Source organism: Neorhizobium sp. NPDC001467 (assembly GCF_050275975.1).
In the GTDB taxonomy this organism is placed as follows: domain Bacteria; phylum Pseudomonadota; class Alphaproteobacteria; order Rhizobiales; family Rhizobiaceae; genus Neorhizobium.
The window spans coordinates 63,529-85,327 of the sequence record NZ_JBNNPS010000010.1 but is presented as its reverse complement, the minus strand read 5'-3'; the positions used below and the strand labels follow the sequence as shown (position 1 = coordinate 85,327).

The 21,799-nt window shown below is 61.7% G+C and carries 25 protein-coding genes; 4 read left to right on the top strand and 21 right to left on the bottom strand.

What is annotated here, in order from left to right:
* The first annotated feature begins 54 nt into the window (after window positions 1-54).
* Both ACQKKX_RS17515 and ACQKKX_RS17510 read left to right on the top strand, forming a co-directional pair.
* On the top strand, window positions 55-210 hold the full coding sequence (locus ACQKKX_RS17515) for a hypothetical protein (RefSeq protein ID WP_427572438.1): 156 nt from the start codon (window positions 55-57) through the stop codon (window positions 208-210).
* The gene (locus ACQKKX_RS17510; protein WP_427572436.1) at window positions 211-636 is read left to right on the top strand and encodes a type II toxin-antitoxin system VapC family toxin; all 426 of its coding nucleotides are present in this window, start codon (window positions 211-213) and stop codon (window positions 634-636) included.
* 82 nt (window positions 637-718) lie between these two features.
* Here ACQKKX_RS17510 and ACQKKX_RS17505 read toward each other — a convergent pair whose 3' ends face one another.
* On the bottom strand, window positions 719-1,123 hold the full coding sequence (locus ACQKKX_RS17505) for a rhodanese-like domain-containing protein (protein WP_427572435.1): 405 nt from the start codon (window positions 1,121-1,123) through the stop codon (window positions 719-721).
* 85 nt (window positions 1,124-1,208) lie between these two features.
* Between ACQKKX_RS17505 and ftrA the strand changes: the two genes are divergently transcribed.
* Window positions 1,209-2,180 (top strand): transcriptional regulator FtrA, encoded by a 972-nt coding sequence (gene ftrA / locus ACQKKX_RS17500; RefSeq protein ID WP_427572433.1) that lies wholly within the window; start codon window positions 1,209-1,211, stop codon window positions 2,178-2,180.
* Window positions 2,181-2,335: 155 nt separating this feature from the next.
* On the opposite strand, the gene ACQKKX_RS17495 is transcribed toward ftrA, so the two are convergent.
* Complete coding sequence (locus ACQKKX_RS17495) at window positions 2,336-2,839, bottom strand: cysteine hydrolase family protein (RefSeq protein ID WP_427572431.1); 504 nt, start codon at window positions 2,837-2,839, stop codon at window positions 2,336-2,338.
* 96 nt (window positions 2,840-2,935) lie between these two features.
* Between ACQKKX_RS17495 and ACQKKX_RS17490 the strand changes: the two genes are divergently transcribed.
* Entirely contained in the window at window positions 2,936-3,871 is a 936-nt protein-coding gene (locus ACQKKX_RS17490; RefSeq protein ID WP_427572429.1) for a GlxA family transcriptional regulator, read from the top strand.
* A 27-nt stretch (window positions 3,872-3,898) separates the two neighbouring features.
* On the opposite strand, the gene ACQKKX_RS17485 is transcribed toward ACQKKX_RS17490, so the two are convergent.
* The 19 genes from ACQKKX_RS17485 to flaF all read right to left on the bottom strand — a co-directional run bounded on the left by ACQKKX_RS17485 (window position 3,899) and on the right by flaF (window position 21,763).
* Window positions 3,899-4,255, bottom strand: a complete 357-nt coding sequence (locus ACQKKX_RS17485; RefSeq protein WP_427572509.1) for a hypothetical protein — start codon at window positions 4,253-4,255, stop codon at window positions 3,899-3,901.
* A gap of 143 nt (window positions 4,256-4,398) precedes the next feature.
* On the bottom strand, window positions 4,399-5,529 hold the full coding sequence (locus ACQKKX_RS17480; protein WP_427572427.1) for an ABC transporter ATP-binding protein: 1,131 nt from the start codon (window positions 5,527-5,529) through the stop codon (window positions 4,399-4,401).
* 19 nt (window positions 5,530-5,548) lie between these two features.
* The gene (locus ACQKKX_RS17475; RefSeq protein WP_427572425.1) at window positions 5,549-7,207 is read right to left on the bottom strand and encodes an alpha-glucosidase; all 1,659 of its coding nucleotides are present in this window, start codon (window positions 7,205-7,207) and stop codon (window positions 5,549-5,551) included.
* 38 nt (window positions 7,208-7,245) lie between these two features.
* Complete coding sequence (locus ACQKKX_RS17470; protein ID WP_427572423.1) at window positions 7,246-8,481, bottom strand: carbohydrate ABC transporter permease; 1,236 nt, start codon at window positions 8,479-8,481, stop codon at window positions 7,246-7,248.
* Between the two features lies 1 nt (window position 8,482).
* A complete protein-coding gene (locus tag ACQKKX_RS17465) occupies window positions 8,483-9,496 on the bottom strand; it encodes a carbohydrate ABC transporter permease (protein ID WP_427572422.1) in 1,014 nt (337 codons plus the stop codon).
* Between the two features lie 253 nt (window positions 9,497-9,749).
* On the bottom strand, window positions 9,750-11,123 hold the full coding sequence (locus ACQKKX_RS17460) for an ABC transporter substrate-binding protein (protein ID WP_427572421.1): 1,374 nt from the start codon (window positions 11,121-11,123) through the stop codon (window positions 9,750-9,752).
* Window positions 11,124-11,242: 119 nt separating this feature from the next.
* A complete protein-coding gene (gene folD, locus ACQKKX_RS17455) occupies window positions 11,243-12,142 on the bottom strand; it encodes a bifunctional methylenetetrahydrofolate dehydrogenase/methenyltetrahydrofolate cyclohydrolase FolD (RefSeq protein WP_427572507.1) in 900 nt (299 codons plus the stop codon).
* Window positions 12,143-12,268: 126 nt separating this feature from the next.
* A complete protein-coding gene (locus ACQKKX_RS17450) occupies window positions 12,269-14,104 on the bottom strand; it encodes a hypothetical protein (RefSeq protein ID WP_427572420.1) in 1,836 nt (611 codons plus the stop codon).
* A gap of 117 nt (window positions 14,105-14,221) precedes the next feature.
* Window positions 14,222-14,923 (bottom strand): hypothetical protein, encoded by a 702-nt coding sequence (locus ACQKKX_RS17445; protein WP_427572419.1) that lies wholly within the window; start codon window positions 14,921-14,923, stop codon window positions 14,222-14,224.
* Window positions 14,924-15,107: 184 nt separating this feature from the next.
* Window positions 15,108-15,650, bottom strand: a complete 543-nt coding sequence (locus ACQKKX_RS17440) for a hypothetical protein (protein ID WP_427572417.1) — start codon at window positions 15,648-15,650, stop codon at window positions 15,108-15,110.
* On the bottom strand, window positions 15,650-16,015 hold the full coding sequence (locus ACQKKX_RS17435; protein WP_427572506.1) for a hypothetical protein: 366 nt from the start codon (window positions 16,013-16,015) through the stop codon (window positions 15,650-15,652). The genes ACQKKX_RS17440 and ACQKKX_RS17435 overlap by 1 nt, the downstream gene beginning before the upstream one ends.
* A 25-nt stretch (window positions 16,016-16,040) precedes the next feature.
* Entirely contained in the window at window positions 16,041-16,589 is a 549-nt protein-coding gene (locus ACQKKX_RS17430) for a rod-binding protein (protein ID WP_427572416.1), read from the bottom strand.
* A gap of 133 nt (window positions 16,590-16,722) precedes the next feature.
* The gene (locus ACQKKX_RS17425; protein ID WP_427572414.1) at window positions 16,723-17,136 is read right to left on the bottom strand and encodes a hypothetical protein; all 414 of its coding nucleotides are present in this window, start codon (window positions 17,134-17,136) and stop codon (window positions 16,723-16,725) included.
* Between the two features lie 10 nt (window positions 17,137-17,146).
* Complete coding sequence (gene fliR, locus ACQKKX_RS17420) at window positions 17,147-17,908, bottom strand: flagellar biosynthetic protein FliR (protein ID WP_427572412.1); 762 nt, start codon at window positions 17,906-17,908, stop codon at window positions 17,147-17,149.
* Between the two features lie 51 nt (window positions 17,909-17,959).
* The gene (gene flhA / locus ACQKKX_RS17415) at window positions 17,960-20,047 is read right to left on the bottom strand and encodes a flagellar biosynthesis protein FlhA (protein WP_427572411.1); all 2,088 of its coding nucleotides are present in this window, start codon (window positions 20,045-20,047) and stop codon (window positions 17,960-17,962) included.
* 133 nt (window positions 20,048-20,180) lie between these two features.
* Window positions 20,181-20,447, bottom strand: coding sequence for a flagellar biosynthesis protein FliQ (fliQ, locus tag ACQKKX_RS17410; protein WP_427572410.1), 267 nt, complete (start codon window positions 20,445-20,447; stop codon window positions 20,181-20,183).
* 40 nt (window positions 20,448-20,487) lie between these two features.
* Window positions 20,488-20,979: a flagellar hook assembly protein FlgD gene (gene flgD / locus ACQKKX_RS17405; protein WP_427572408.1), complete on the bottom strand. Its 492-nt coding sequence runs from the start codon at window positions 20,977-20,979 to the stop codon at window positions 20,488-20,490.
* Window positions 20,970-21,419, bottom strand: a complete 450-nt coding sequence (gene flbT / locus ACQKKX_RS17400; RefSeq protein ID WP_427572407.1) for a flagellar biosynthesis repressor FlbT — start codon at window positions 21,417-21,419, stop codon at window positions 20,970-20,972. The genes flgD and flbT overlap by 10 nt, the downstream gene beginning before the upstream one ends.
* Window positions 21,416-21,763, bottom strand: a complete 348-nt coding sequence (flaF, locus tag ACQKKX_RS17395) for a flagellar biosynthesis regulator FlaF (RefSeq protein ID WP_427572406.1) — start codon at window positions 21,761-21,763, stop codon at window positions 21,416-21,418. Before flaF ends, flbT begins: the two co-directional genes overlap by 4 nt.
* Window positions 21,764-21,799: the final 36 nt, after the last annotated feature.

Sequence of the window (21,799 nt, the reverse complement as noted above, 5' to 3'; positions counted from 1 at the left end):
CGCGCCCGACATGCTATCTATAGTGGCATGAGCAGGAAACGCGGAACCACCGAAATGACTGTGACCGACCCGAAAACGGGCAAGGTTCTTGTCGTGCGCGGTCTGGGCTCGATGAAAGATCATCCGTTAAAGCTCGATCCGCGGATCGACCTGACCAAGCCGATCTATGAGCAGGTTCTGGCGCTCGAGAACGCCGACAAGGAGCGCTGATTGGCCGGTGCATTGCTCGACACGCATGCACTCTATTGGGCCGTCAGCGGCGAAAGCCGGCTTTCCTCACAAGCTGTTACCCTGCTTGGTGAAAGCCAGATCCAGGGTAGACTGTTCATCTCGCCAATAAGCGCCTGGGACATGTCTCTGGCACTGCAGAAGCGGTTCAATGCGTTGAACTTCGGCAATCTCACGCTGGAAGAATGGCTGAAGCAGGCGCAAAGACAAATCCTTTTCCGCTCTGTACCGATCAGCCAACGCATCGCCATCGAAGCAGCCACGGTCGCCAAAGACACCGGTCATCGCGATCCCGCCGATTGCGACATGATCGCAACCGCCCGCGTTCGGAAACTCCCGGTCATCACGCGGGATGCGGTCATACTAAAAGTAGCGGCGTCGGGATATGTCGAGGCCGTCGCCTGCTGAGCGACGACCAGCCGCGCGCATCCAGCGACGGCGAGTTTCGTCGCCGCCCTGTCTTTTGGCTGTCATCGCTCCGGCGACAGGATCACGCCGCAGCTACACCCCGTTCAAGCTCGAAACCCTCATCGATCCAGCCGGTGATCCCGCCCGCCATGATCTTGACCGGACGGCCAAGCTCGGCAAGGCGCAGCGCACCTCTGGCCGCGCCATTGCAATGCGGCCCCGCGCAATAGGTCACGAACAGCGTCTCGTCCGGCCATTGTTGCATCTTCGACCGCACGATCTTGCCATGCGGCAGGTTGATCGCACCGGGGATATGACCGGCGGCAAAAAGTGCCGGGCTGCGAACATCGAGAAGCACGAAATCCGGCACGCGGGACAGGGCATCATGCACGTCCCAGCAATCGGTTTCGAAAGTGAATTCAGCGGAAAAGTGCTCGCGGGCAATTTCGCTCGGGGCGGCAGCGATTGCGGTAACAGGGCTTGGCATCGTGATCTCCTTCAGTTGATGGCCGCATCTTGCTGCCGGCAGTTTTCGATTGCCATTGGCACGATTGCCATCATACATGTAAATCATGCCAAACACGTCTGGACCGCTGGTCACCGCACTGCTTTATGATGGCCTCTGCACGTTCGAGTTCGGAATCGTTGCGGAAATTTTCGGGCTGCACCGACCTGAGATGGGCGAAGGCTGGTATCGTTTTGCCAGTTGCGCAGTGGACGATGGCCCCCTTCGCGCCCATGGCGGTTTCACGATCATGCCGGATGAAGGCATCGATCTGATCGATCGTGCCGATATCATCGTCGTGCCGGGCTGGAAGGGTGTCCACGAGCCGGTTCCCGAGACGCTGTGCGAGCGCCTGCAGCAGGCGCATGACCGTGGTGCCCGCCTCGTTTCCATCTGCTCCGGCGCCTTCGTTCTTGCCGCAACCGGGCTGCTGGACGGCGGCAGCGCAACCACGCACTGGCGGTATGCCGCGGCGCTGCGCCAACGCCGCCCGGCCATCGCGGTGGATGACAGCTCGCTCTACCGCAATCATGGCCGCATTTTCACATCGGCCGGAAGCGCTGCGGGCATGGATCTGCTGATCGAGATCGTGCGGCAGGATTTCGGCCCAGAGGCGGCAAGCTCAGTCGCGCGGCGCCTTGTCATGCCGGCCCACCGCAATGGTGGGCAGGCGCAATTTCTGGAACGGCCGGTGCCGATCCGCCGGCAGTCGGAAATCGCCCCTTTGCTCGATCGGATGCGTGCAAATCTTGCCGCCGGCTGGACCTTGGAACGGATGGCAGCGGAAAGTCGCATGAGCGTGAGAACCTTCGTTCGGCGTTTTGCGGAGGCAACCGGCACCTCACCCGGCGAATGGCTGACAGCAGAACGGCTGGAGGAAGCAAAGCGGCTTCTCGTGACAGGGCGTCTCGGTATCGACGAGATCGCACTTGCCGCGGGTCTTGGTACGGCAGACACGCTGCGTCATCATTTCAGGAAACGGATCGGCATCAGTCCGCGCGAATATCAGTTGCGATTTGGGCAGGCTCAGCCGTCGTAACGCCCGTTGTCTGACTGGTTTGCGGGAACGGTGGACTCGATGCATCGGATGCGGTCGAGTGCCTCCCACAGCCGACGGGCGCAGGACACGCCGTCGGTCGCAAAGCCTGAGAGCGGAGCCCGCCGCAAGTCAGTTGCAGCAGGGTTGGGCATCGTTCAGGGCCAGATTTCGGCGGCGGTCAGAACCGGCACTTTCGAGCCAAGGGCATTCAACGCTATCTTGTGGACGACCTCGACCGGGGCGGCGCACAGATCCGCGACGACGCTGACCTCGAATGCGTCGGCCGCGCGCGACATTGCCGTGAAGACCACGCAGTTCTGGGTCATCATTCCGCAGATCAACAGTTTACCCGCGCCGCGCAGATGATCGGCGAGATCGGTTTCTTGAAAGGCATCGGCGAAACGCTTGGTCACAACCGGGGCATCCCCTGCCGCGGCAAGGACTGCGGGCCGAATGGCGATCCCCGGACCACCGGCGGCAAACAGTCCGGTCTGCGCCTGCGAGACGTGTCGCACCAGCACGATCCGTTCGCCTGCCGCGCGCGCCTTGTTGATCGCGTGGACGATACGCGCCTCGACCTGCTCGGCCTCATGAAGCGGCAAGGCTCCATCCGGGAAATAGTCATTCTGAACGTCTATGACGACAAGCACACGATCCATTGCAGCGCACTCCTTCTAGCTGGCTCTTTAGTCTTTATGCGAGTGATGCGGGGACCGGGAGTGGCCTGATGGTCATGTTTGGGGTATATCGGGCCAATGCGCATTGCCATTCTCGCCTATGACGGGATCAGCCCGTTCATGCTGTCCACGCCGCTTGCCGTGTCCGGGGAGGCCTGGTCCGCGAATAATAGCGAGGTACTGGTCTGTGCCGAAACGCCCCGGCTGACGGCGATCGGGGGAATGTCGATCGAGACGGCTTTCGATCTGCGTGATGCCCGCAAGGCGGACGTGCTGATCCTTCCGGGATGGCGAAATGCCGACGAACCCGTTTCGGCACCGATCATCGACGCCACCCTTGATGCGGATGCCCGTAGCGCGATCGTCGTCGGACTGTGTCTTGGAGCCTATGGCCTCGCCGAGGCCGGGCTGCTCGACGGGAAACGGGCGACGACCCATTGGGCAATGCTTGACGCCTTTGCCGCACGTTACCCCCGCGTCGCGGTCGATCGGGGTGCGATATTCGTCGATGAGGGAAGGCTCCTGACGTCGGCGGGCATCGCATCCGGGCTGGATTGCTGCCTGCATCTTCTGGCGCGCCTTTGCGGCAGTGCGCAAGCCAACCGGGTCGCACGCCATCTCGTCGTCGCATCGCAAAGAAGCGGTGGACAGCCGCAATTCATCGAGCGACCGGCGCCCAACTCCTCGGGCGAACGTCGCGCAGCCAAAATCCTGGAGGATCTGCTGGCCGACCCGTCAGATGTGCCGTCGCTGACCGACCTGGCGACAAGGGCGGGCATGAGCCGGCGCAGTCTCAGTCGGCATATTCGCGCCCAGACCGGTGACAGTCTGGGCGCATGGCTGCGGCGCGCGCGTGTCGCGCTGGCGCAGGATCTCATCCTGAAAGGTGCAACCGGGCTGGACCAGATCGCCGCGCGCTGCGGGTTTGCCGATGCGAAGTCGATGCGCATGGCATTCCGGACGGAGGCGGGCGTCAGCCCCCGGCAATGGCAGGCAAGGCAAAGGCTCGATTAGGCCTTCTCTGCCCGGCGTTCCGGCAAATCACCAGCTGCGCACATCCAGCTTGCGGTCGCGATGGGCCGGGTGCGTGGAGAACACGAAGATGCGGTCGAGTTCCTTCTGCGTCAGAAGGCGCAGGAAACGCACGTCGATCGTGTTATTGGTGTTCTGGCGCATCATCAGACAGCCGATCTTGTCGATGCGTGCGTCTGGAATGTCGAGATAGAACTGTTTCGGCAGATTGTACTGGGTGAGGATGCCGAGCACGGCGCCGCTCATGGAGATGCGCAGCACATCGCAGCGGCGGGCGGCGAGGTTCATCACCGCCTTTTCGGTATATTCGATGCGGGCGGCATTCATCGTGTCTTCCATGCGATACCGCGTTTCGCGGTCATACATGAAGGACTCTTCCTTGCTCAGATAACTTGGTCGTCCCCCGGCAATCGCAGCCACGTCCATTCTCCTGTTCTTTGACGGGAATCTAGCGCGCGAAACTTAATAGACCGTGTGAAGCCGACGACGGATCAGCTTCCCCGGCGTTTTTACCGGGCCGGCGAAACGGCGTTGCTGGGCATGTCCACCGAGCGGCGCAGGCTCAAGCCCTCCGCATCGAAGAGATGCATCTTTTCCGGTCTTGCGGTGAAGCGGACAGTGTCACCCTTCTGGACCGACAGGATGCCCGGGATCTTGGCAATGATCGGTTCGTCCTTCGTCAACCCTTCGATATAGAGCAGCGTCACTTCGCCCAGCGCCTCGACGATGCCGATCCGCCCTTCGAACAGGCCGGGATCGCCTTCGCCCGCGATGGCGAGATCTTCCGGGCGAATGCCAAAACTCGCCTGCCTGCCCTGCTGCGACGCATCGCTTCGAATATCGAGCGTCACCGATTTGCCGTCGGAAAGCTCGACCACGGTCTGCGCTCCCGCCATCGTGATCCTTGCCGGAATGATATTCATGGCCGGCGAGCCGATGAAACGGGCGACGAACAGGTTTTTCGGCCGCTCGTAAAGCTCGAGCGGCGGCCCGACCTGCTCGATATGCCCGGCCGAAAGCACGACGATGCGATCAGCCAGCGTCATCGCCTCGACCTGGTCGTGGGTGACGTAGATCATCGTCGTGTCCGGCATGCTTTCCTTCAGCTTGGCGATCTCGATGCGTGTGGCGACACGCAGCGCCGCATCGAGATTGGAGAGCGGCTCGTCGAACAGGAAGACTTTAGGATCGCGGCAGATGGCGCGGCCGATGGCCACACGCTGGCGCTGGCCGCCGGACAGCGCCTTGGGGAGACGCTCGAGGTATTGGGTGAGCTGCAGGATCTCGGCCGCCGCACGCACGCGGCGATCGACCTCCTCCCTGCTTTCCTTGGCAATGCGCATGCCAAAAGCCATGTTGTCGTAGACGGTCATATGCGGATAGAGCGCATAAGACTGGAACACCATGGCGATGCCGCGCCGTGAGGGCGGCACTTCGTTGACGACATGACCGTCAATCGACATCTCGCCCGACGTGATATCCTCCAGACCGGCGATCATTCTGAGAAGCGTCGACTTTCCGCAGCCGGAGGGGCCGACAAAAACGACAAACTCGCCCTGTTCTATCTCAAGATCGATGCCGTGCAGAACCTGCACCTGGCCATAGGATTTCTTGATATCCTTCAGCACCACTCCGGTCATGTGCATCCCTCCCCTTTTGTCAGCCGAGCCTTGCGAAGAAAGCGCCCCAGGCCGGCAGTTCGACGTTTCCGTTATCGACCGTGCTTGCAAAACCATGGCCTTCCAGCGCCTGCCAGTTGCCTTCAGGCAGCGCGATGGTCTGGCCATCCGGCCCCATGTTGAAGACGCAGAGCAGCGTTTCGTTGCCGAAGATGCGCTCATAGATGAGCGTCGGACCTTCGGCGATCACGAACCGGATCTCGCCCTTGGACAAAGCCGGATGCTGTTTGCGGAAGGCAATGAAGCGGCGGTAATGCTCCAGCACCGAATCCGGATCGCCATATTGGGCGCTGACGGCGCGGATCTGGTGTTCGACCGGGATCGGCAGCCATGTCTTTTCCGCCGTTGAGAAACCCGCCTGAAGCGCCTGCGCATCCCAGACCATCGGCGTGCGACAACCATCGCGGCCCTTGAATTCCGGCCAGAACTGGATGCCGTAGGGATCCTGCAGATCGGCAAAGGCGATATCGGCTTCGGTCAGGCCCAGTTCTTCGCCCTGATAGATGCAGACCGACCCGCGCTGGGTCAGAAGCAGTGCCGCCAGCAATTTTGCAAAGGCATCGCGGTCTAGAACGTCGGCGCCCCAGCGGCTGACATGGCGGACGACATCGTGGTTGGAGAAAGCCCAACAGGCCCAGCCCTCCGGGGCTGCGGCTGAAAACGCGTTCTGCACCTCGCCGACGCGGGGTGCGGTCGGATAATCCGGCGCCAGGAATTCGAAGGCGTAGCACATCTGCATCTTGTCGCCGCCGGACGTGTACTGGCCGACGATTTCCAGACCATACTGGCTGTCACCGACTTCACCGACAGCGGCGATCGCCGGAAACTCGTCCAGCACCGCGCGGAAACGCTTGAGGAATTCGAGGTTTTCCGGGCGGTTCTTGTCGTAGAGATGCTCCTGGAAATTATAGGGGTTCACCGCCGGTGCGGTGGAAGCGTTGCGGCGCGACGGATCGAGCGCCGGATTGTTGCGCAATTCCTTGTCGTGGAAATAGAAGTTGATGGTATCGAGCCGGAAACCATCGACACCGCGCTGCAGCCAGAAACGGGTGACGTCCAGCAGCGCATCCTGAACCTCGGGGTTATGCAGGTTCAGGTCCGGCTGCGAGGTCAAGAAATTGTGCATGTAATATTGCATGCGCGTCGGGTCCCAATGCCATGCGGACCCGCCGAAGATCGACAGCCAGTTGTTGGGCGGCGAGCCATCCGGCTTGGCGTCGGCCCAGACATACCAGTCGGCCTTGGGGTTGAAGCGCGACGAGCGGCTTTCGATGAACCAGGCGTGCTGATCCGACGAATGCGACATGACGAGATCGATCATGACGCGGATTTTGAGGCGATGCGCCTCGGCGATCAGCGCGTCGAAATCCGACAGCGAACCGAACATCGGATCGATATCGGTATAGTTCGAGACGTCGTAGCCGAAATCCTTCATCGGCGACGGAAAGAAGGGTGAAATCCAGATCGCATCGGCACCCAGCGCAGCAATATGCGGCAGGCGCGCGGTAATGCCTTTCAGGTCGCCGATGCCGTCACCGTTCGAATCCTGATAGGAACGTGGATAGATCTGGTAGATGACCGCGCCGCGCCACCAGTCACGATCGAGCGGCGTTTCGGTCAGCTGCGTTACATTGCTCATTCATAAATCCTGTATCGAAAACATATATGCGGCGGCGCTCAGCCGCCCTTGACCGAGCCTGCAAGCAGGCCGCGGACGAGATAACGCTGCAGTGCAAAAAAGACGAGAATGGGAACGATGATGGTGATGAAGGCCGAGGCGGTGAGGATTTCCCACTTGCCGCCCATGGAGCCTAAAAGCGCATTCAGCGCGCCGGTCAGCACCAGCTGATCCTTGCCGGTACCGAGGAAGACCATGGCGACCAGCAGGTCGTTCCAGGTCCAGAGGAACTGGAAGATCGAGAAGGAGGCGAGCGCCGGAAAGGACAGAGGCAGCACGATCTTCACGAAAATTTCGAAATCGCTGGCGCCGTCGACGCGGGCGGATTCGATGATTTCCTTGGGCAGGCCGGCGATGTAGTTGCGCAGGAGGTAGATGGCGAGCGGCATGCCGAAGGCGGCATGCGCCAGCCAGATGCCGACATAGGAACGTGACGGGATGCCGAAAAAAGCGCCGATATCGTTGTAAAGCGTCAGAAGCGGGATGAGCGTCATCTGCAGCGGCACGACGATAAGGCCGACCACGAGCGCCACCAGCAGGGTGCGGCCGGGAAAATGCATCCAGGACAGCGCGTAGGCCGCAAAGGCTGCAATCAGGATCGGGATAATGGTGGCCGGAATGGCAACCGTCAGCGAATTGACGAAGGCCTGGCCGATGCCGGCAGACGTCAGCACGTCGCGATAGTTCTCAGTCGTAAATTCGGGCGGCGTCGACAGGGACAGGTAGACGCGTTTCGGACGCTTGTCGTCGAAGGCGGCAGCCTTGCTGTAGACATAGGACCCGTCCTCGTTGATCTGCAGCGTTTCGCCGTCGCCAATATCGGCCGGCTGGCCGACCTCGAAGGCGGCCGGATCCTGCACGCGCACGCCGAAGGCCGAGACCGGCGCGCCACTGCCGCTTTCGAACACCGAGCCCGAGATGACGAAGCGGCCGCCCTCTTCCCGCTGGGTGGCCGGATCGGCAAGCCGCACCGCCTCCATCTGGGTGGAGCCGGCAAATGCCGTCCACCAGCCCGTGGCGGTGATCTGGTCGCGGTCGCGCACCGAGGTGACGAGAATGCCGAGCGTGGGGATCAGCCACAGGATGACGATGGCGAGCACAGCAAGATGAACGAGCAGGCGCGGCAGGCCGATACGGCGAAGGCGCGTGCCGAGCGGCGCCGCCGGGCTGCGCTTGGGCAGTGCCGGGACGGTTGAAGTCGTGCCGGTCGGGTCGGCAGTGTTTGCGTCGGCCATGTCAGTGTCCCTCCGCATCGCGATGCGCCTGGCGGATGTTCCAGATCATGATAGGCGTCACCGCCAGCATCAAAACCAGCGCGATGACCGCACTGCGGCCGCTATCGCCGCCGCCGCGGAACATCCAGTCGAACATCAGGTTGGCGAGCACCATTGTGTTCCACTGTCCGTTGGTCATGGTCAGCACGATATCGAAGACTTTGAGGACGAGAATGGTGATCGTCGTCCAGACGACAGCGATCGTGCCCCAGATCTGCGGCACCATGATCTTCCAGAAGATTTGCCAGCCATTGGCCCCATCGATCACGGCAGCCTCGATGGTTTCCTCCGGAATGCCGCGCAGGGCGGCGGAAAGGATGACCATGGCAAAACCGGTCTGGATCCAGATGAGGATGATCATCAGAAAGAAATTGTTCCAGAACGGCAGCGAGATCCAGATCTGCGGATCGCCGCCAATCGCCTGCACGATGGCGTTGAGGAGGCCGATCTGGGTTTCGTTGCCGCCGCGGAATTCGTAGATGAACTTCCAGATCACCGAAGCGCCGACGAAGGAAATCGCCATCGGCATGAAGATGATGCTCTTGGCGATATTGCCCCACCAGATGCGGTCGGTCAGCACGGCAATGACGAGGCCGAAGAAGGTGCAGGCGGCAGGCACGACCGCAAGCCAGAGGATATTGTTGAAGATCGACTGGCGGAACTGCTGGTCGAAAAACGCCCAGCGGTAATTGGCAAGGCCGACATACTGATCGCCGGACCGATCATAGAAGGAGAGAATGAAGGTGGCGACGACCGGATAGACGAGATAGACGCCAAGCAGGATCAGCGCCGGGCCCAAGAACAGCCAGGGCCGGATGGTGGCACGGCGGTTGAGATTGACCGAAGCCTTCCGGACATTGCCTTCGGGTACCGGCAGCGCCAGGGACAGAAGCCGGTCGGACAGCCAGAAATACAGCGCGCAGGCGAATACGCCGGCGACCATGACCCCGATGGCCGAAACGATCTGCGAGACCATTGTTACCCTCCCCTTTGTGCCGCCTGCTTGTTGTGTTGATTGCGGCAGCGTTTTCCCGGTATGCGCCTGCTGTGTGGGGGTTCCTCGGGTCACGCCCGAGGATGACGAGTGCGTGCGGCTGTGCTGGCCAGATCGAGCGTTCGCGTGTTGAAACGTCGATGGGGGGAGGAACCCTCCCCTCCTGCGTCACCCTGGGGCTTGGCCCGGAGGATCCATGCACGCTCGCCAGCCTCACATGCATGAACCAATACGCTTACTTCAACCCGTCCCACGCCTTCTGGATATCGCCCGCCGCGGTCTTGGCGTCCTTGCCACCGACATAATCGATCATGCCGGTCCAGAACGCGCCCGCCCCGATCTTGCCGGGCATCATGTCGGATGCATCGAAGCGGAAGGTGGTCGCGGTGGTCAGCAACTCGCCCTGCTTGCGCAGCACGTCATTGGCATAGGCTTCCGGCTTGACGCCCTTGAACGGGGTCAGGAACGAGGCCTGCGCCATGTAGATCTCATGGGCGATCGGCGTTTTCAGGAATTCGATGAAAGCCTTGGCCGCCGGCGAATCCTTGGTGATGGCGAACATCGTGCCGGCGCCCAGAACCGGCGTGCCAAGTTCCGGCTTCGACGCATAGGTCGGCAGGTAGAAGAAGTCGGCATCGACGCCGAGCTCCTTGTCCGGCGGGAAGAAGGACGGCACGAATGAGGCCTGATGGTGCAGGTAGCATTTCGGCGGAATGTCGAAGAGGCCCTTCGGGCTGTCGCGGAAATCGGTGGAGGCAACGGCTGCCGCGCCGCCCGAGACATATTTGTCGTTCTTGGCGAACTTGCCGAATTCCTCGATGGCGCCAACCACTGCCGGATCGTCGAACTTGATCTCGTTGGAGACCCACTTGTCGTAGGTTTCCGGCGACTGGGTGCGCAACATCATGTCTTCCACCCAGTCGGTGGCCGGCCAGCCGGTTGCGCCGCCCGAACCGAGGCCGATGCACCAGGGCACGCCGCCATCCTCGACGATCTGGTCGGAGAGCGCGACCAGCTCCTCCATCGTCTTGGGAACCTCGTAGCCGGCCTCCTCGAAATTTTCCGGCACGTACCAGACGATCGACTTCAGATCGGCCTTATAGGGAAAACCGAAATAGGCCTGCTTGCCGTCCTTGTCCTTGTAGGTACCGTATTTCACCCAGTCTTCGCCGGACCCGTAATTGGTCTTGACCCACTCCTGGGTTTCCTCACCGAGCGGCGTCAGAAAGCCTTTGGTGGCCAGGTCGGCGAGCAGGCCTGGCTGCGGGATGATGGCGATATTGGGCGGCGAACCGGCCTGCGTATCGATGACGATCTGCTGCTCGTAATTCTCGGAGGAGGAGTATTTGCCGTTCGCGCCGGTGGCGGCGTTGAAATAGGCCAGTACGCTGTTGAACAGGACTTCGTCCTCGCCGCGCCAGGGGCCGAACAGGGTCAGCGACTGGCCCTTGAGGTCCCCGTGCGCCGCCTTGAAATCCTCAAAACTCTTCCAGTTGAATTTCTGGTCCTCGCCTGGCGCGAACTTCAGTTCCTGCGCCCCTGCGCTTGCCACCACGCCCGTCGCCAGGACCGCCGCCATCGCGGTTCCCATCCAGAATGACAGTTTCATCGTCAGCCTCCCGCCTGTGATGCGCGGTCGTGCCGCCGCGCCGCTCTTGTGCCGGCACGTGACAGTACCGTTACAAAAGACATAAGGCGTTCTGGGAGGAGTCAAGCCCCCGTGATCTTTCAGAATTTGGGGACAGCTACCCCAAGCGCGCGGCTGGCGGCGACCACGGTGTTGGCCATCAGCATGGCAATGGTCATCGGCCCGACGCCGCCGGGTACAGGGGTGATCGATCCGGCCACCTTTTCGCATTCGGTGAAGGCGACGTCGCCGACCAGACGCGTCTTGCCCTCGCCCCTTTCGGGCGCATCGATGCGGTTGATGCCGACGTCGATCACCGTTGCACCCGGCTTGACCCAGTCGGCCTTGACCATTTCGGGGCGACCAACGGCGGCAACCAGGATATCGGCGGCCCGGCAGATCGAAGCGAGATCCTTGCTGCGCGAATGCGCCATCGTGACCGTGGCATTGGCGGCAAGCAGAAGCAGCGCCATCGGCTTGCCGAACAGGTTGGAGCGGCCGATGACGACCGCGTTGAGGCCGGAAAGATCTGCCCCCAGAGCCTGCTTGACCAGAAGCATGGATCCGGCCGGCGTGCAGGAGACAAGGCCGGTTTCGAAATCGCCGGTGGCGATCTTGCCAGCATTGACGACATGCAGGCCGTCGACATCCTTTTCGGGCGCGACCATCTGCGTCACGCGCTCGCTGTCGAGATTTTTGGGCAGCGGCAATTGAACGAGAATACCGTGAATGGCCGGATCGGCATTCAGCTCTTCGACCAGCGCTTCCAGGGCCTCCTGCGTGGTGTCGCCGGGCAGGCTGTGCTGGACGGAGTTGAAACCGCATTGCTTGGCCATGCGGCTCTTGGCAGCGACATAGGTGTGGCTTGCGGCATCGTCGCCGACGATCACGACAGCAAGACCCGGACGCACGCCTTTCTGGCTTTCCAATGCGGCGGAGGCCTGCGTGACCGTGGCGATCACCTTTTCCGCCGCCAGTTTGCCGTCGATTACCGTTGCCATCAGCGCCATGCCTCCCGAAGTCCGTGAATGATGCCCGTTCCAACGCCTATGCGGGCAAAAGGCGCCGAAGGCAAGCTTCGCATCGGACAATCCTTGCGCCATTGGCGACACGGATAGGGGTGAGGATCAGCGCTGCCCTGCGCTGCGGCGGGCGCCGAAAAGCGCGACGCGTTCGCGCAGCGCCATGATGTCATTGCCTGGCGCGTCGGTTTCGGCCATCGTCACCGACGGCCTTTCGGCCCATCCACCGGCATCGTCTTCGCCCTCGACACGGGGCGCGGCCACAACGCCGCCCGCCATGACGGCCGCCACAAGCGGCGGCAGATGGACTTCGGCTTCCGTCTCCCGCATTCGGTTGGCAAGCAGCAGTTCGCGCACCCGGTCGGCAAGCGGCGTCGCGCTGACGGCCGGCATCGGAAGCGGATCGGCCGGTTCAGGGGCGTCGCCATGGAACACCTGCCCGCTTCGGAACCGGGCCCCGGCCTGCGCGTGATAGACACGGACCGGCCGCGCTGCGGGTGCTGGCGCTGCGATCGCTGCCGGCTGCGGAGCAACCTGCGCTTGGCGGTCGGTGAAGGTTGCGGGATCCAGAAGATCGATTTCTTCGCCATCGAAGAAATCCGGCTGGTTTTCGTCGTCGAAACCGGTCTGCCGATATCTATTGCCTGCGGCGCGCGCCCAGCCCGCGAAGGCCAGTATCATTGCAACGCCAAACCCCGCCAGCGCACCCATGAGGGACAGGACCCACATCGGAAAGCCATGCATTCTTGCCGAAGCCGGATCGGCCGGCTTGACGGTGGTGGCGGAGATGGCGCCGGCATTCGACGCGGCATCGAGCCTTCGCACGGCGGCCAGATAATCCTGCCTTGCCTTTTCGGCCTTGGCCTCAAGCTCGGCAAGAGCGGCGGCCTGCGGCGTCTCTTGCGCGGCCGCCATCGTCTTTTCGCGCCCCTTCAGATCGGCAAGCTCACGGACCGCACTCTCTTCCCGCTGCCTCAGCGAGGCCGCCAGACGCATCAGCGCCGTCTCGATCTTGCCGTGCATTTCCCCAAGCGCCGCCTGCGCGGCCAGAAGGCGTGGATGCCGGGGACCGAGGCTTGCCGACAGTTGATCGACAAGAATTTTTGCATCCAGATGAAGCTGCCGCATCTGGTCGATGCCGGAAAAATCGAAGGCTGACGACAACGGCTTCGTCAGCACGTCGGAAGCGGAAGTGGCGTCGACGGTCTTGGCATCCTCGCGCAGTTTCGAAACGTTCGTTTCCAGCGCGGCGATATCCTGCGCCAGCATCTGTCGCTCGTGTTCGGCACGGCGCAACACATCCGGATCGCCGAGCTGCGCACGCGCCTGCGCCACCGCGTTTTCCGCATTCTGCATGGCGCGTTCCAGGCTTTGCGCCAGCGCGCCAGCAGAGCGTGCCGCCGCGCCGGCGATCTCCCGCCGATAGCTGCCGGCAACCGCGTCGGCAATATCCGCCGCGGTTTTTGCCCGCCCCGCCTTGGCTGTGACGGTCAACCGGCTGACGCTCGCATCCGGCTTTGCGGTAAAGGTGGAGGACAGGCGTTCGCGCAGCACGGCGTCTGTCGCAGCAACGGTCATGGCCTTGCCGGTGACGATATCGGAAAGGATGGCGAGCGGACCGGGCGCGGCCACGGCAAATTCCTGGTCCCGGCCAAGCTTCAGCGTGGCGACCATGTCATCGAGACTGGCCGCGGCACGCACCGCCTTGCCGGCATCGGTCAGTGCTTGCTGCCGCTGGGCCTTGGAAAGATCCGGGGCATCGATCAGCAGCACCGTATCGACGGCATATCCGAGCTTGTAATCGGCGGCGAAGAAAACCGGTGCTGCGGCGCCGGCAAGGACGAGCGCGGAGGTGGTCAGCGCCAGAAGCGCCCTGCCGCCGTTGCCGCTGCCCGCGTCTCCCCGTGAGCGCGATCCTTCGATCTGTCTGGATTGAAACATCTGCCGAACCGCGCGCCTGTCCAAGATTAAGACATGCTAAACTTTTCTGGCAAACAAAAGGTTAACGGCGCAGCGCGGGCACTCGCTCCATCGGCTGGACGCTGATATCAAAAACGTCTAGCGACCCCGTCCATCGAAGGCGGTGCCCGCCATGATGATCAGACCGTTATGGCGCAGACCCACCGCCTGCTCGAAACGGACTTCCTCATGGTAGCCGTCGGAATCGACGATTACCACATCCGGCACGGAGCCGACATAGCCGGCAACGGCGCCGTGGGCGGCGATGCCGCTGCCCAGATCGGCGGCGCGCACCACAGACAGCATGTGCCAGGGGGCATGGCCCGACAAATGCGCCCGCATCGCTTCCAGCCTTCCCAGCCTTGCGCCGACCAGCGCCACATGGCAGCGCGGCACGAAGGTCAAAAGCGCATCGACGAAACGCGTCGCATCGAACCGGGTTTTGAAAGGGTCGCCACCGCCGAGACGCGCGGCGACGTCGAGACTGCGGCTGGCGGGCAGAAGGATGCGACGGCCGAGAACCGCCCGGCAGCCGGCATCGAGCGACAGGCGAAGCACAGCGCGGCTATCGACGAAAGAGAGCGTCCGCGCATTCTGCCGCAGGTTCGAAACGAGCTCGACATAGGCGAGCGTCTCGGTCCAGCCCATGTCGCAGATCTGCACGCCGCAGAACCTGCGCAGACCGTCCGGCTGCATGGCGGCGATCCACTCGCTCCTTGCCTCGACATGGACGGCCTGAAGTTGCGCGAGCGCGTCGAAAGGGGCGGGCCGGGCATTCGGATAGGGAGCGGGTCGCATCATCGCCGTTTCAACCAGTGAAATCCTGCGAGGAGCTTTATCACAAGGGTCGTGAAACCGCGTTTAAGCCAATGGCTTCAATCCGATGCCGGGCATTAACCCCTGATTGACCATAAGCGGGCTGGCCGCATCTGTTGCGGCCGGCCGGGGCCAACGGATCGAGGGTTTCGGTCCGTCCGCAAACGGTTCAATGACCGCCGCTTGCCGGCGCCGCGACGGGTGTGCCCTCGACGATTTTCGTCGGCGCCACCTGGTTCTTGGCCGAGCGCGAGGTGTTCTCGCGAATGTCGTCCTTGCCGAGATAGTCGATCTGCTCGACCATCACCTCGGTGACGGCCCCCTCGCCGATCTTCTGGTTGAGGCCGTCCTTGATCTGCTGCTTGAAGGCTTCGAGCTGGAAGGCCTTGGTATTGTCGAGATCGATCATCTTGTTGCCGACGAGCAAAGTGTAGAGCTCGTCGGTCATCATTTCCGTCAGCGGCATCTGAGCCACGACATGCATCTTTTCCTTCGCCATCAGGAAGGAAATGCGGGTGATGAAATAGCCCTTCACCGTGCCGTTCGACAGGAGCGGCACGTTGATCGCTTCGCCCTTCACGACCTGCATGTTGGCCAGGCGCTGCGCCTCTTCATCGAGCGGCGGCGGCGGTGCCGCGGCCTGAACGGAAAAGTAGACGGCGCCAAGCGTGACGACGCAGACCCACAGGCCTGTGAGGATGAGCTTGACCATCAAGCCTCGCTGTAAAGGAACTGTTCCTGCGTATAGGTGCCATCGCCGTCGGCATCGCGCACGGCATTCTTCAAGAGATCGGCAACCGTACGCACGGCATTGAGATGGGCTTCGACGCGGCGGGCATTGACCTTGAGCTTGCCCTTGAGGACATGCAGCTGCGCGACATGATTGGCCGCCAGTTCCTTCGGGTCGGCGCTGCGGAACAGCATGGTCAGTTCATACAGGCAGCGGCTCTTGTGGGCATTCGAGACCTTGAAGTCGAATTCGGGATCGTGGCCGATCCGCTGGTTCTCGTTTTCGATAATCATCTCCAGACGGCCGAGCACCGTGCGAATACGATAATCACTGGAAACCGCTTCCATATGTTCCATTCCTGCTTTCGTCATGTCAAACCTCCCCCTGCTTCATGTCCTGCGTGCTCAGCGTGCGGCGCTGAAAATCCTCGATCATGCTGGTCGCACGGGCGCGATCGTCTTCATCGGTCTGGGCGTTGAGCGCCTTCTTGGCATCGAGGCGGTCAAGCGCCTGCGAATACATCTGTTCGGCAATGCCGATGCCGCCGGTCCTCGACATGGAATCGGCGATCTGTTCGGACATCATGCTCTTCCAGAACTCGCCGGCCGAACCCTTGCCATAGACGTTTTCGCTGTCGCTCGGCATCATCGTGTTGACGAAATTCTGCAGGATCGTCGCCTCGAACTTGCGATATTCCTCCGGCATTTCCGCGGTCTTTGCAGATTTGTCGACGCGACCGAGACCGGCCTTGAAGGCGCTGGTGTCAAGAGCGGCGCCAAAACCGGCGCCGGCCTCGGCCAGGCTGTTGGCGGCAAAGGCGGCCCGGTTGGCCTTCAGCTTGGCCTGCGCTGCCTGGACATCCGTCGGGTCGGCGGCGCGAAGCACGTCAAGCACGAGGTCGCTTGGAGGAGATATAGCCACGTCAGCTCCTGATCTTTCGAAAAACTTGGAGCGGACTATGCCGGGTGAAGCTTGCTGCAGGCTGGCGTGGAAATTTTAAAGCCCGGCGACGGGAGAGGTTTCCGCAGAAACCCGCGGATGGCCGGCATCTGCCTTAAAAGGCGCGCCCGGTGCCGCCGGTCGAAAGCGTCATTTCCAGAAGGTCGTAGATGGCGTTGTCGTCCTTCTCCCGGTCCTCCGCCTCGCGCGCTTCGAGCATCTGGTCCTGCAGGCGGTCGCCCTTGGTCCGTTCCTTGATGACGCGCACTTCCTGGGCCTTCTGGATATCCGTCAACTGCTTTTCGCGCAGCATCAGCTTGCCGAAACGGCCCGCGTAATTATGGGCGAACTGGATATGGATCGGGATAACGGAGCCGATCGCCTCGATGACGCGTTCCTTGGACTGATTGACCTCGACGATCTGGCGCCCGGTGGCGGCCAGTTCGCTTTCCGCCATCTTTTCCAGATGCCGCTGCAGATTGACCAGCCGCTTGAGTTTCTTCGATCGTGTCTGTTCGCCGCCGGCCATGGTTCAGCCCTTAGAATGACGTGAAGACCGGCACGAAGCCGTCGGCGAATTGCCGCAACATCGCACCGATGGAAAGATAAAGCAGGAACAGCCCGCCAAACAGCAGGAAGGGCGCCGAAATGAACGACACCGGTACCTGCGGTGCGAGCTTGTTGATGAGGCCGATGGCGATATTGAAGATCATGCCGAACAGCAGGAAGGGTCCCGCCAGCCGCAGCATGATCATCGTCGAGGCCCTCAGCGTATCGGTCAGCGTGATCAGCATCTTTTGCGGTTCGATAATGGCGCCGACCGGCGTCACCGCGTAGGAATCGACCAGGGCGCGAAAGATCACGTGGTGGAAATCGAGCAGGAAGAGCAGCATCAGGCCGGCGAAACTGATGAGGTTGATCAGCTGGTTTTCCGGGAAATCCTCAAGGATATCGCTGCCGCCCGGCGCATTGAAGCCGATCGAAAGGCTGATGATCGTGCCGGCGAACTGCAGGCCAATGACATAGAGACGGGCGATCAGACCGTAGATGACACCGACAAAGGCTTCCGACACGATCAGGCCGACATAGGCCGCGCCGGGATTTGAGACGCGCGGATAGATCGTGTCCCACAGGACCGGCATGATGGCGATCGACACGGCAACCGCCACGAACAACCTTACCTGCGGCGGAATGCGGGCGCTCGAAAAACCGGGCATGACCATGATGCAGGCGCCCATGCGGCAGAAGCAGAGGAACAGCGTCAGTACGATGCCTTGCGCGTCTATCGGGCCCGTAAACATGGTGACTTCCTTGGTGACGGTTGCGGCGCGGCGTTTTTCGGCCGCGCGCCGTCACGAAATGGCGCCGAGGATCTTGATCTCCAGGCCCTTGGCAAGCTCCACATGCGACAGGACCGGAAGCGTTGCGAACAGCCGTTCGATGATCATGCGCACATAGGAGCGCGTTTCCGGCGAGGTGACAAGGACGAATGGCAGGCCGCGATCCATGAATTCACGGATTGTTTGGCTGGCCTGCTCGGAAAACTCCTCGAGCGCGCGCGGATCGATGTCGAATTCGATCACTTCGCCCTTGGCATCGCGCTTGAGCGCCTGGTGGAAGATCATGTCCCACTTGCTGCCAAGCCGCAGCACGCGCAACACGCCATTGTCGGCCAGATCGCCGCAAAGCTGCTGCGACATGCGCACCCGCACATGCTCGACGATCTGCTCGGTCTTGCGCACATGCGGGGCAAGCTCGGCGACGGCTTCCAGGATCAGATGCAGGTTGCGGATCGACACGCGCTCGGCAAGCAGCAGTTTCAGCACCGCCTGCAGGCCGGAATAGGACATGTGCGAGGAGCAGATCTCGTCGGCCAGCTTCTTGTATTCCGGGTCCATGCGATCGATGAGGATCTTCAGGTCCTTGTAGGAGAGAAGCTGCGGCAGGTTGTTGCGGATCACTTCCGACATGTGGGTCAGCACGACCGAGACATTGTCGATCGGGTGGAAACCCTCGCGCTTCAGGTCTTCGGCGAAGTTTTCGAGGATCGCCACCGCCGGCATGCCGAAAGCGGGTTCGCGGATCTCGTCGCCCGGAATGGACGGCTTGCGGCCGGAGCCGGTGACGACGATGACATCGCCGACACGCAGCGTGTTCGATGCGATCGTCGTGCCGTGAATGCGGATCTGGTAGGACTTTTCCGGGATCGAGATATCGTCGGCAACCTTGATCTCGGGAACCACGAAACCGTACTGGGTGGCGAACTTTTTACGCATCTTGCCGACGCGGAAAGCCAGTTCCTGATGCGCGCCGAGGAGACGGGTCGAGACCTGCTTGCCGAGCGCCAGTTCGATTTCGGCGGTCTTCAGCGCTGACTTGACCGAGTCGCGTTCGGCTTCCTTGGTCTGGACGACCTTTTTCTCCTCGGTCTCGCGGGCTAGCTTGCTTTCCGCCTCCGCCTGGCGGGGAATGTACCAGGCACCGAAACCCATGGCGCCGCCAAGCGCCAGGAACGGGATCAGCGGCAGGCCCGGCACCAGCGCCAGGACAGCCATCAGGCCGGCCGACATGGCAAGGGCGCGCGGATAGCCGCCGAGCTGATCGGCGAGCGCCTTGTCGGTCGGGCCCGACGTGCCGCCGCGCGAAACGAGAAGACCGGCTGCCAAAGAAACGATCAGGGCCGGGATCTGCGACACGATACCGTCGCCGACCGACAGCTTCACGAAGACATCCGCGGCTTCGCCGATTTCCATGCCGTGGCGGAAATAGCCGATAAGGATGCCGCCGAAGACGTTGATGGCGGTGATGATCAGGCCGGCGATGGCATCGCCGCGCACGAATTTCGAGGCACCGTCCATGGCGCCGAAGAACATGCTTTCCTCTTCGAGCTCGGAACGCCGGCGTTGGGCTTCCTTCTCGTCGATCGTGCCGGCGGCAAGGTCGGCGTCGATCGACATCTGCTTGCCGGGAATACCGTCGAGGGTGAAGCGCGCGCCGACTTCGGCGATACGCGTCGCACCCTTGGTGATGACGATGAAGTTCACGGTGACGAGGATGAGGAAGACGATCAGACCGATCAGGAAGTCGCCTGACATGACGAGCGCGGCAAAGCCGGCAATGACGCCGCCGGCCGCATCATGGCCCTGATGGCCGTGCGACAGGATCACACGGGTCGTCGCAATGTTGAGCGACAGGCGCACCATGGTCGAGATCAGGAGAATGGTCGGGAAGGACGAGAAATCCAGGGGCTTCTGGATCCACAGCGCCACCATCAGGATCAGCACCGAGAATGCGATCGAGAAAGCGAGACCGAGATCGATCAGGAAGGTCGGGATCGGCAGGAACAGGATGCACAGGATCGCGATGATGCCCATCGCAAAACCGATATCGCGGCCGCTCGGATTTACCTTCGGAATGGACAGTGCAGGTGGTTGCGCCATGGGTCTTCCGTCTCTTCATGAGAAGGCGACGGGATACACAACCCCGCCAGTTCACCATGCGTCTTAGAGGCCGAAGCTTGCGCGAGGATGGCCCGGACGTGGCACAGCCCCTGCCCGGCGGGAAGGCGCTGCGTCAGAACCCGGACTGCACGCGGGAAAACACGAGTTCCGCGAAAAGATAGACCTGACCACCGATGAAGGGCGCCGAAATGGCGATGGTGATGAGGATGGCGACGATCTTCGGGACGAAGGTCAGCGTCATTTCCTGGATCTGGGTCAGGGCCTGCAGAAAGGCGATGCCGACGCCGACGATCATGGCCGCCAGAACGGCGGGGCCGGAAGCGATCAGGACCGTCCTGATCGCCGCCTGCATGATCTCAAGGGCGTCGGCTTCATTCATTGGAGCTCTCCGTGGCCGCGAATCATCCGCGGCCGTCGCGTCAGCTCGTCTTACCGTCCTTGTCCGTGTCCGTCGAGTTATCGGTCTCGGTCTTGGTATCCGCGACGATCTCCCTGTCGGACACGACGACGCCGGCCTGCAGCAGAACCTTGTCGCCCTTTTCGGTGACGGCAATGACGCCATCGGCATAGACCTGGACTTCCTTGACCTTGCCCATGGTCTTGTCGTCGGCGCTCATGACGTACTTGCCGACCATGTCGCCGGCCTTGGTCAGGGCTTCGGCCTGAAGCATGCTCTTCAGATGCTTGTTGGTCTGGATCGTCTGCTCGACCTGCGAGAACGAGGCCAGCTGCGACACCTGTTCCGACGCATCCATCGGATCCGTCGGGTCCTGGTTCTTCATCTGCGCGATCAGCAGCTGAAGAAAGCTGTCATAGTTCAGGCTCGCCTTGTTGGCATCGCTGTTCGATGCGCCGGCATTGGCCCACGGATTGGATGCCGCGGTCGCCGTGCTGACTGCGTCTATCGCCATGGCGCGATTTCCTTGCGAATGGTCTCGACCATGGCCGGCGCGATTTCCTGATTGTTGAGGATCCGGTCCTCGGTCGCGTAAAGGCTACGGATGGCCTTTAGGGCGTCGAAGGCGCGGCCGGATGCGACCATCGCGTCGATGCGCTTGAGTTCGGCCAGAACGTCGGCATCGTGGAAGCAGGTCAGAAGCATGGCGACCGACTTCTTGAACATCGCCATCGACTGATCCTTGCCCTCGGGATTGATGAGGATCATTTGGGCGATGAAATAGAGCTGACGCAACGGGGTGGTGGCATCCTGAGGCTGAAGAACGTGGTTTTCCAGGAGGAAGGTCACATCGTTGAGAAATTCCAGGGCAACCTTACGATCGACGCGCAGAACCGCACCATTGATGAAGATTCGTTCGCCGGACTTGAGCGAGATACGCAGAGTGCTTTTCATTTAATGCCATCCCTGATGATGGTGGTTACGTCGATAATGCCTTGGTAATTGTCGGACTGGCGCCGCCGGATCTTTTCGCATTCCTTCAAGATCCAGATGGCGATGGAGATCAGATTGGCGCGCAGTTCGGTATTCAGTTCGTTTTCCGGCTGCCGCAGGTCCTCGATGAACCTGATCCAGACGCGCCGGGTATAAAACAGCGCCTCCACCGCGGAACGGGAATAGTCATTGTCGGCACGAGCCGCCTGAAGGAGCTCGATCGAGCGATCGAGGGTCTGCCGTTCACGCGCTTTGGCGTCGGCGACGTCATCCTTCATGATCTCGGCATATGAAAACTGGAACATTCATGTACCCTTTATTTTCAATTCCCTACCCTTGTT

Bases quoted from the DNA above. Each gene is read 5' to 3' on its own strand.
- ACQKKX_RS17515 (WP_427572438.1), top strand. From the start codon at position 55: ATGACTGTGACCGACCCGAAAACGGGCAAGGTTCTTGTCGTGCGCGGT.
- ACQKKX_RS17505 (WP_427572435.1), bottom strand. From the start codon at position 1,123: ATGCCAAGCCCTGTTACCGCAATCGCTGCCGCCCCGAGCGAAATTGCC.
- ftrA (WP_427572433.1), top strand. From the start codon at position 1,209: ATGCCAAACACGTCTGGACCGCTGGTCACCGCACTGCTTTATGATGGC.
- ACQKKX_RS17495 (WP_427572431.1), bottom strand. From the start codon at position 2,839: ATGGATCGTGTGCTTGTCGTCATAGACGTTCAGAATGACTATTTCCCG.
- ACQKKX_RS17490 (WP_427572429.1), top strand. From the start codon at position 2,936: ATGCGCATTGCCATTCTCGCCTATGACGGGATCAGCCCGTTCATGCTG.
- ACQKKX_RS17485 (WP_427572509.1), bottom strand. From the start codon at position 4,255: ATGTATGACCGCGAAACGCGGTATCGCATGGAAGACACGATGAATGCC.
- ACQKKX_RS17480 (WP_427572427.1), bottom strand. From the start codon at position 5,529: ATGACCGGAGTGGTGCTGAAGGATATCAAGAAATCCTATGGCCAGGTG.
- ACQKKX_RS17475 (WP_427572425.1), bottom strand. From the start codon at position 7,207: ATGAGCAATGTAACGCAGCTGACCGAAACGCCGCTCGATCGTGACTGG.
- ACQKKX_RS17470 (WP_427572423.1), bottom strand. From the start codon at position 8,481: ATGGCCGACGCAAACACTGCCGACCCGACCGGCACGACTTCAACCGTC.
- ACQKKX_RS17465 (WP_427572422.1), bottom strand. From the start codon at position 9,496: ATGGTCTCGCAGATCGTTTCGGCCATCGGGGTCATGGTCGCCGGCGTA.
- ACQKKX_RS17460 (WP_427572421.1), bottom strand. From the start codon at position 11,123: ATGAAACTGTCATTCTGGATGGGAACCGCGATGGCGGCGGTCCTGGCG.
- folD (WP_427572507.1), bottom strand. From the start codon at position 12,142: ATGGCAACGGTAATCGACGGCAAACTGGCGGCGGAAAAGGTGATCGCC.
- ACQKKX_RS17450 (WP_427572420.1), bottom strand. From the start codon at position 14,104: ATGTTTCAATCCAGACAGATCGAAGGATCGCGCTCACGGGGAGACGCG.
- ACQKKX_RS17445 (WP_427572419.1), bottom strand. From the start codon at position 14,923: ATGATGCGACCCGCTCCCTATCCGAATGCCCGGCCCGCCCCTTTCGAC.
- ACQKKX_RS17440 (WP_427572417.1), bottom strand. From the start codon at position 15,650: ATGGTCAAGCTCATCCTCACAGGCCTGTGGGTCTGCGTCGTCACGCTT.
- ACQKKX_RS17435 (WP_427572506.1), bottom strand. From the start codon at position 16,015: ATGGAAGCGGTTTCCAGTGATTATCGTATTCGCACGGTGCTCGGCCGT.
- ACQKKX_RS17425 (WP_427572414.1), bottom strand. From the start codon at position 17,136: ATGGCCGGCGGCGAACAGACACGATCGAAGAAACTCAAGCGGCTGGTC.
- fliR (WP_427572412.1), bottom strand. From the start codon at position 17,908: ATGTTTACGGGCCCGATAGACGCGCAAGGCATCGTACTGACGCTGTTC.
- flhA (WP_427572411.1), bottom strand. From the start codon at position 20,047: ATGGCGCAACCACCTGCACTGTCCATTCCGAAGGTAAATCCGAGCGGC.
- fliQ (WP_427572410.1), bottom strand. From the start codon at position 20,447: ATGAATGAAGCCGACGCCCTTGAGATCATGCAGGCGGCGATCAGGACG.
- flgD (WP_427572408.1), bottom strand. From the start codon at position 20,979: ATGGCGATAGACGCAGTCAGCACGGCGACCGCGGCATCCAATCCGTGG.
- flbT (WP_427572407.1), bottom strand. From the start codon at position 21,419: ATGAAAAGCACTCTGCGTATCTCGCTCAAGTCCGGCGAACGAATCTTC.
- flaF (WP_427572406.1), bottom strand. From the start codon at position 21,763: ATGTTCCAGTTTTCATATGCCGAGATCATGAAGGATGACGTCGCCGAC.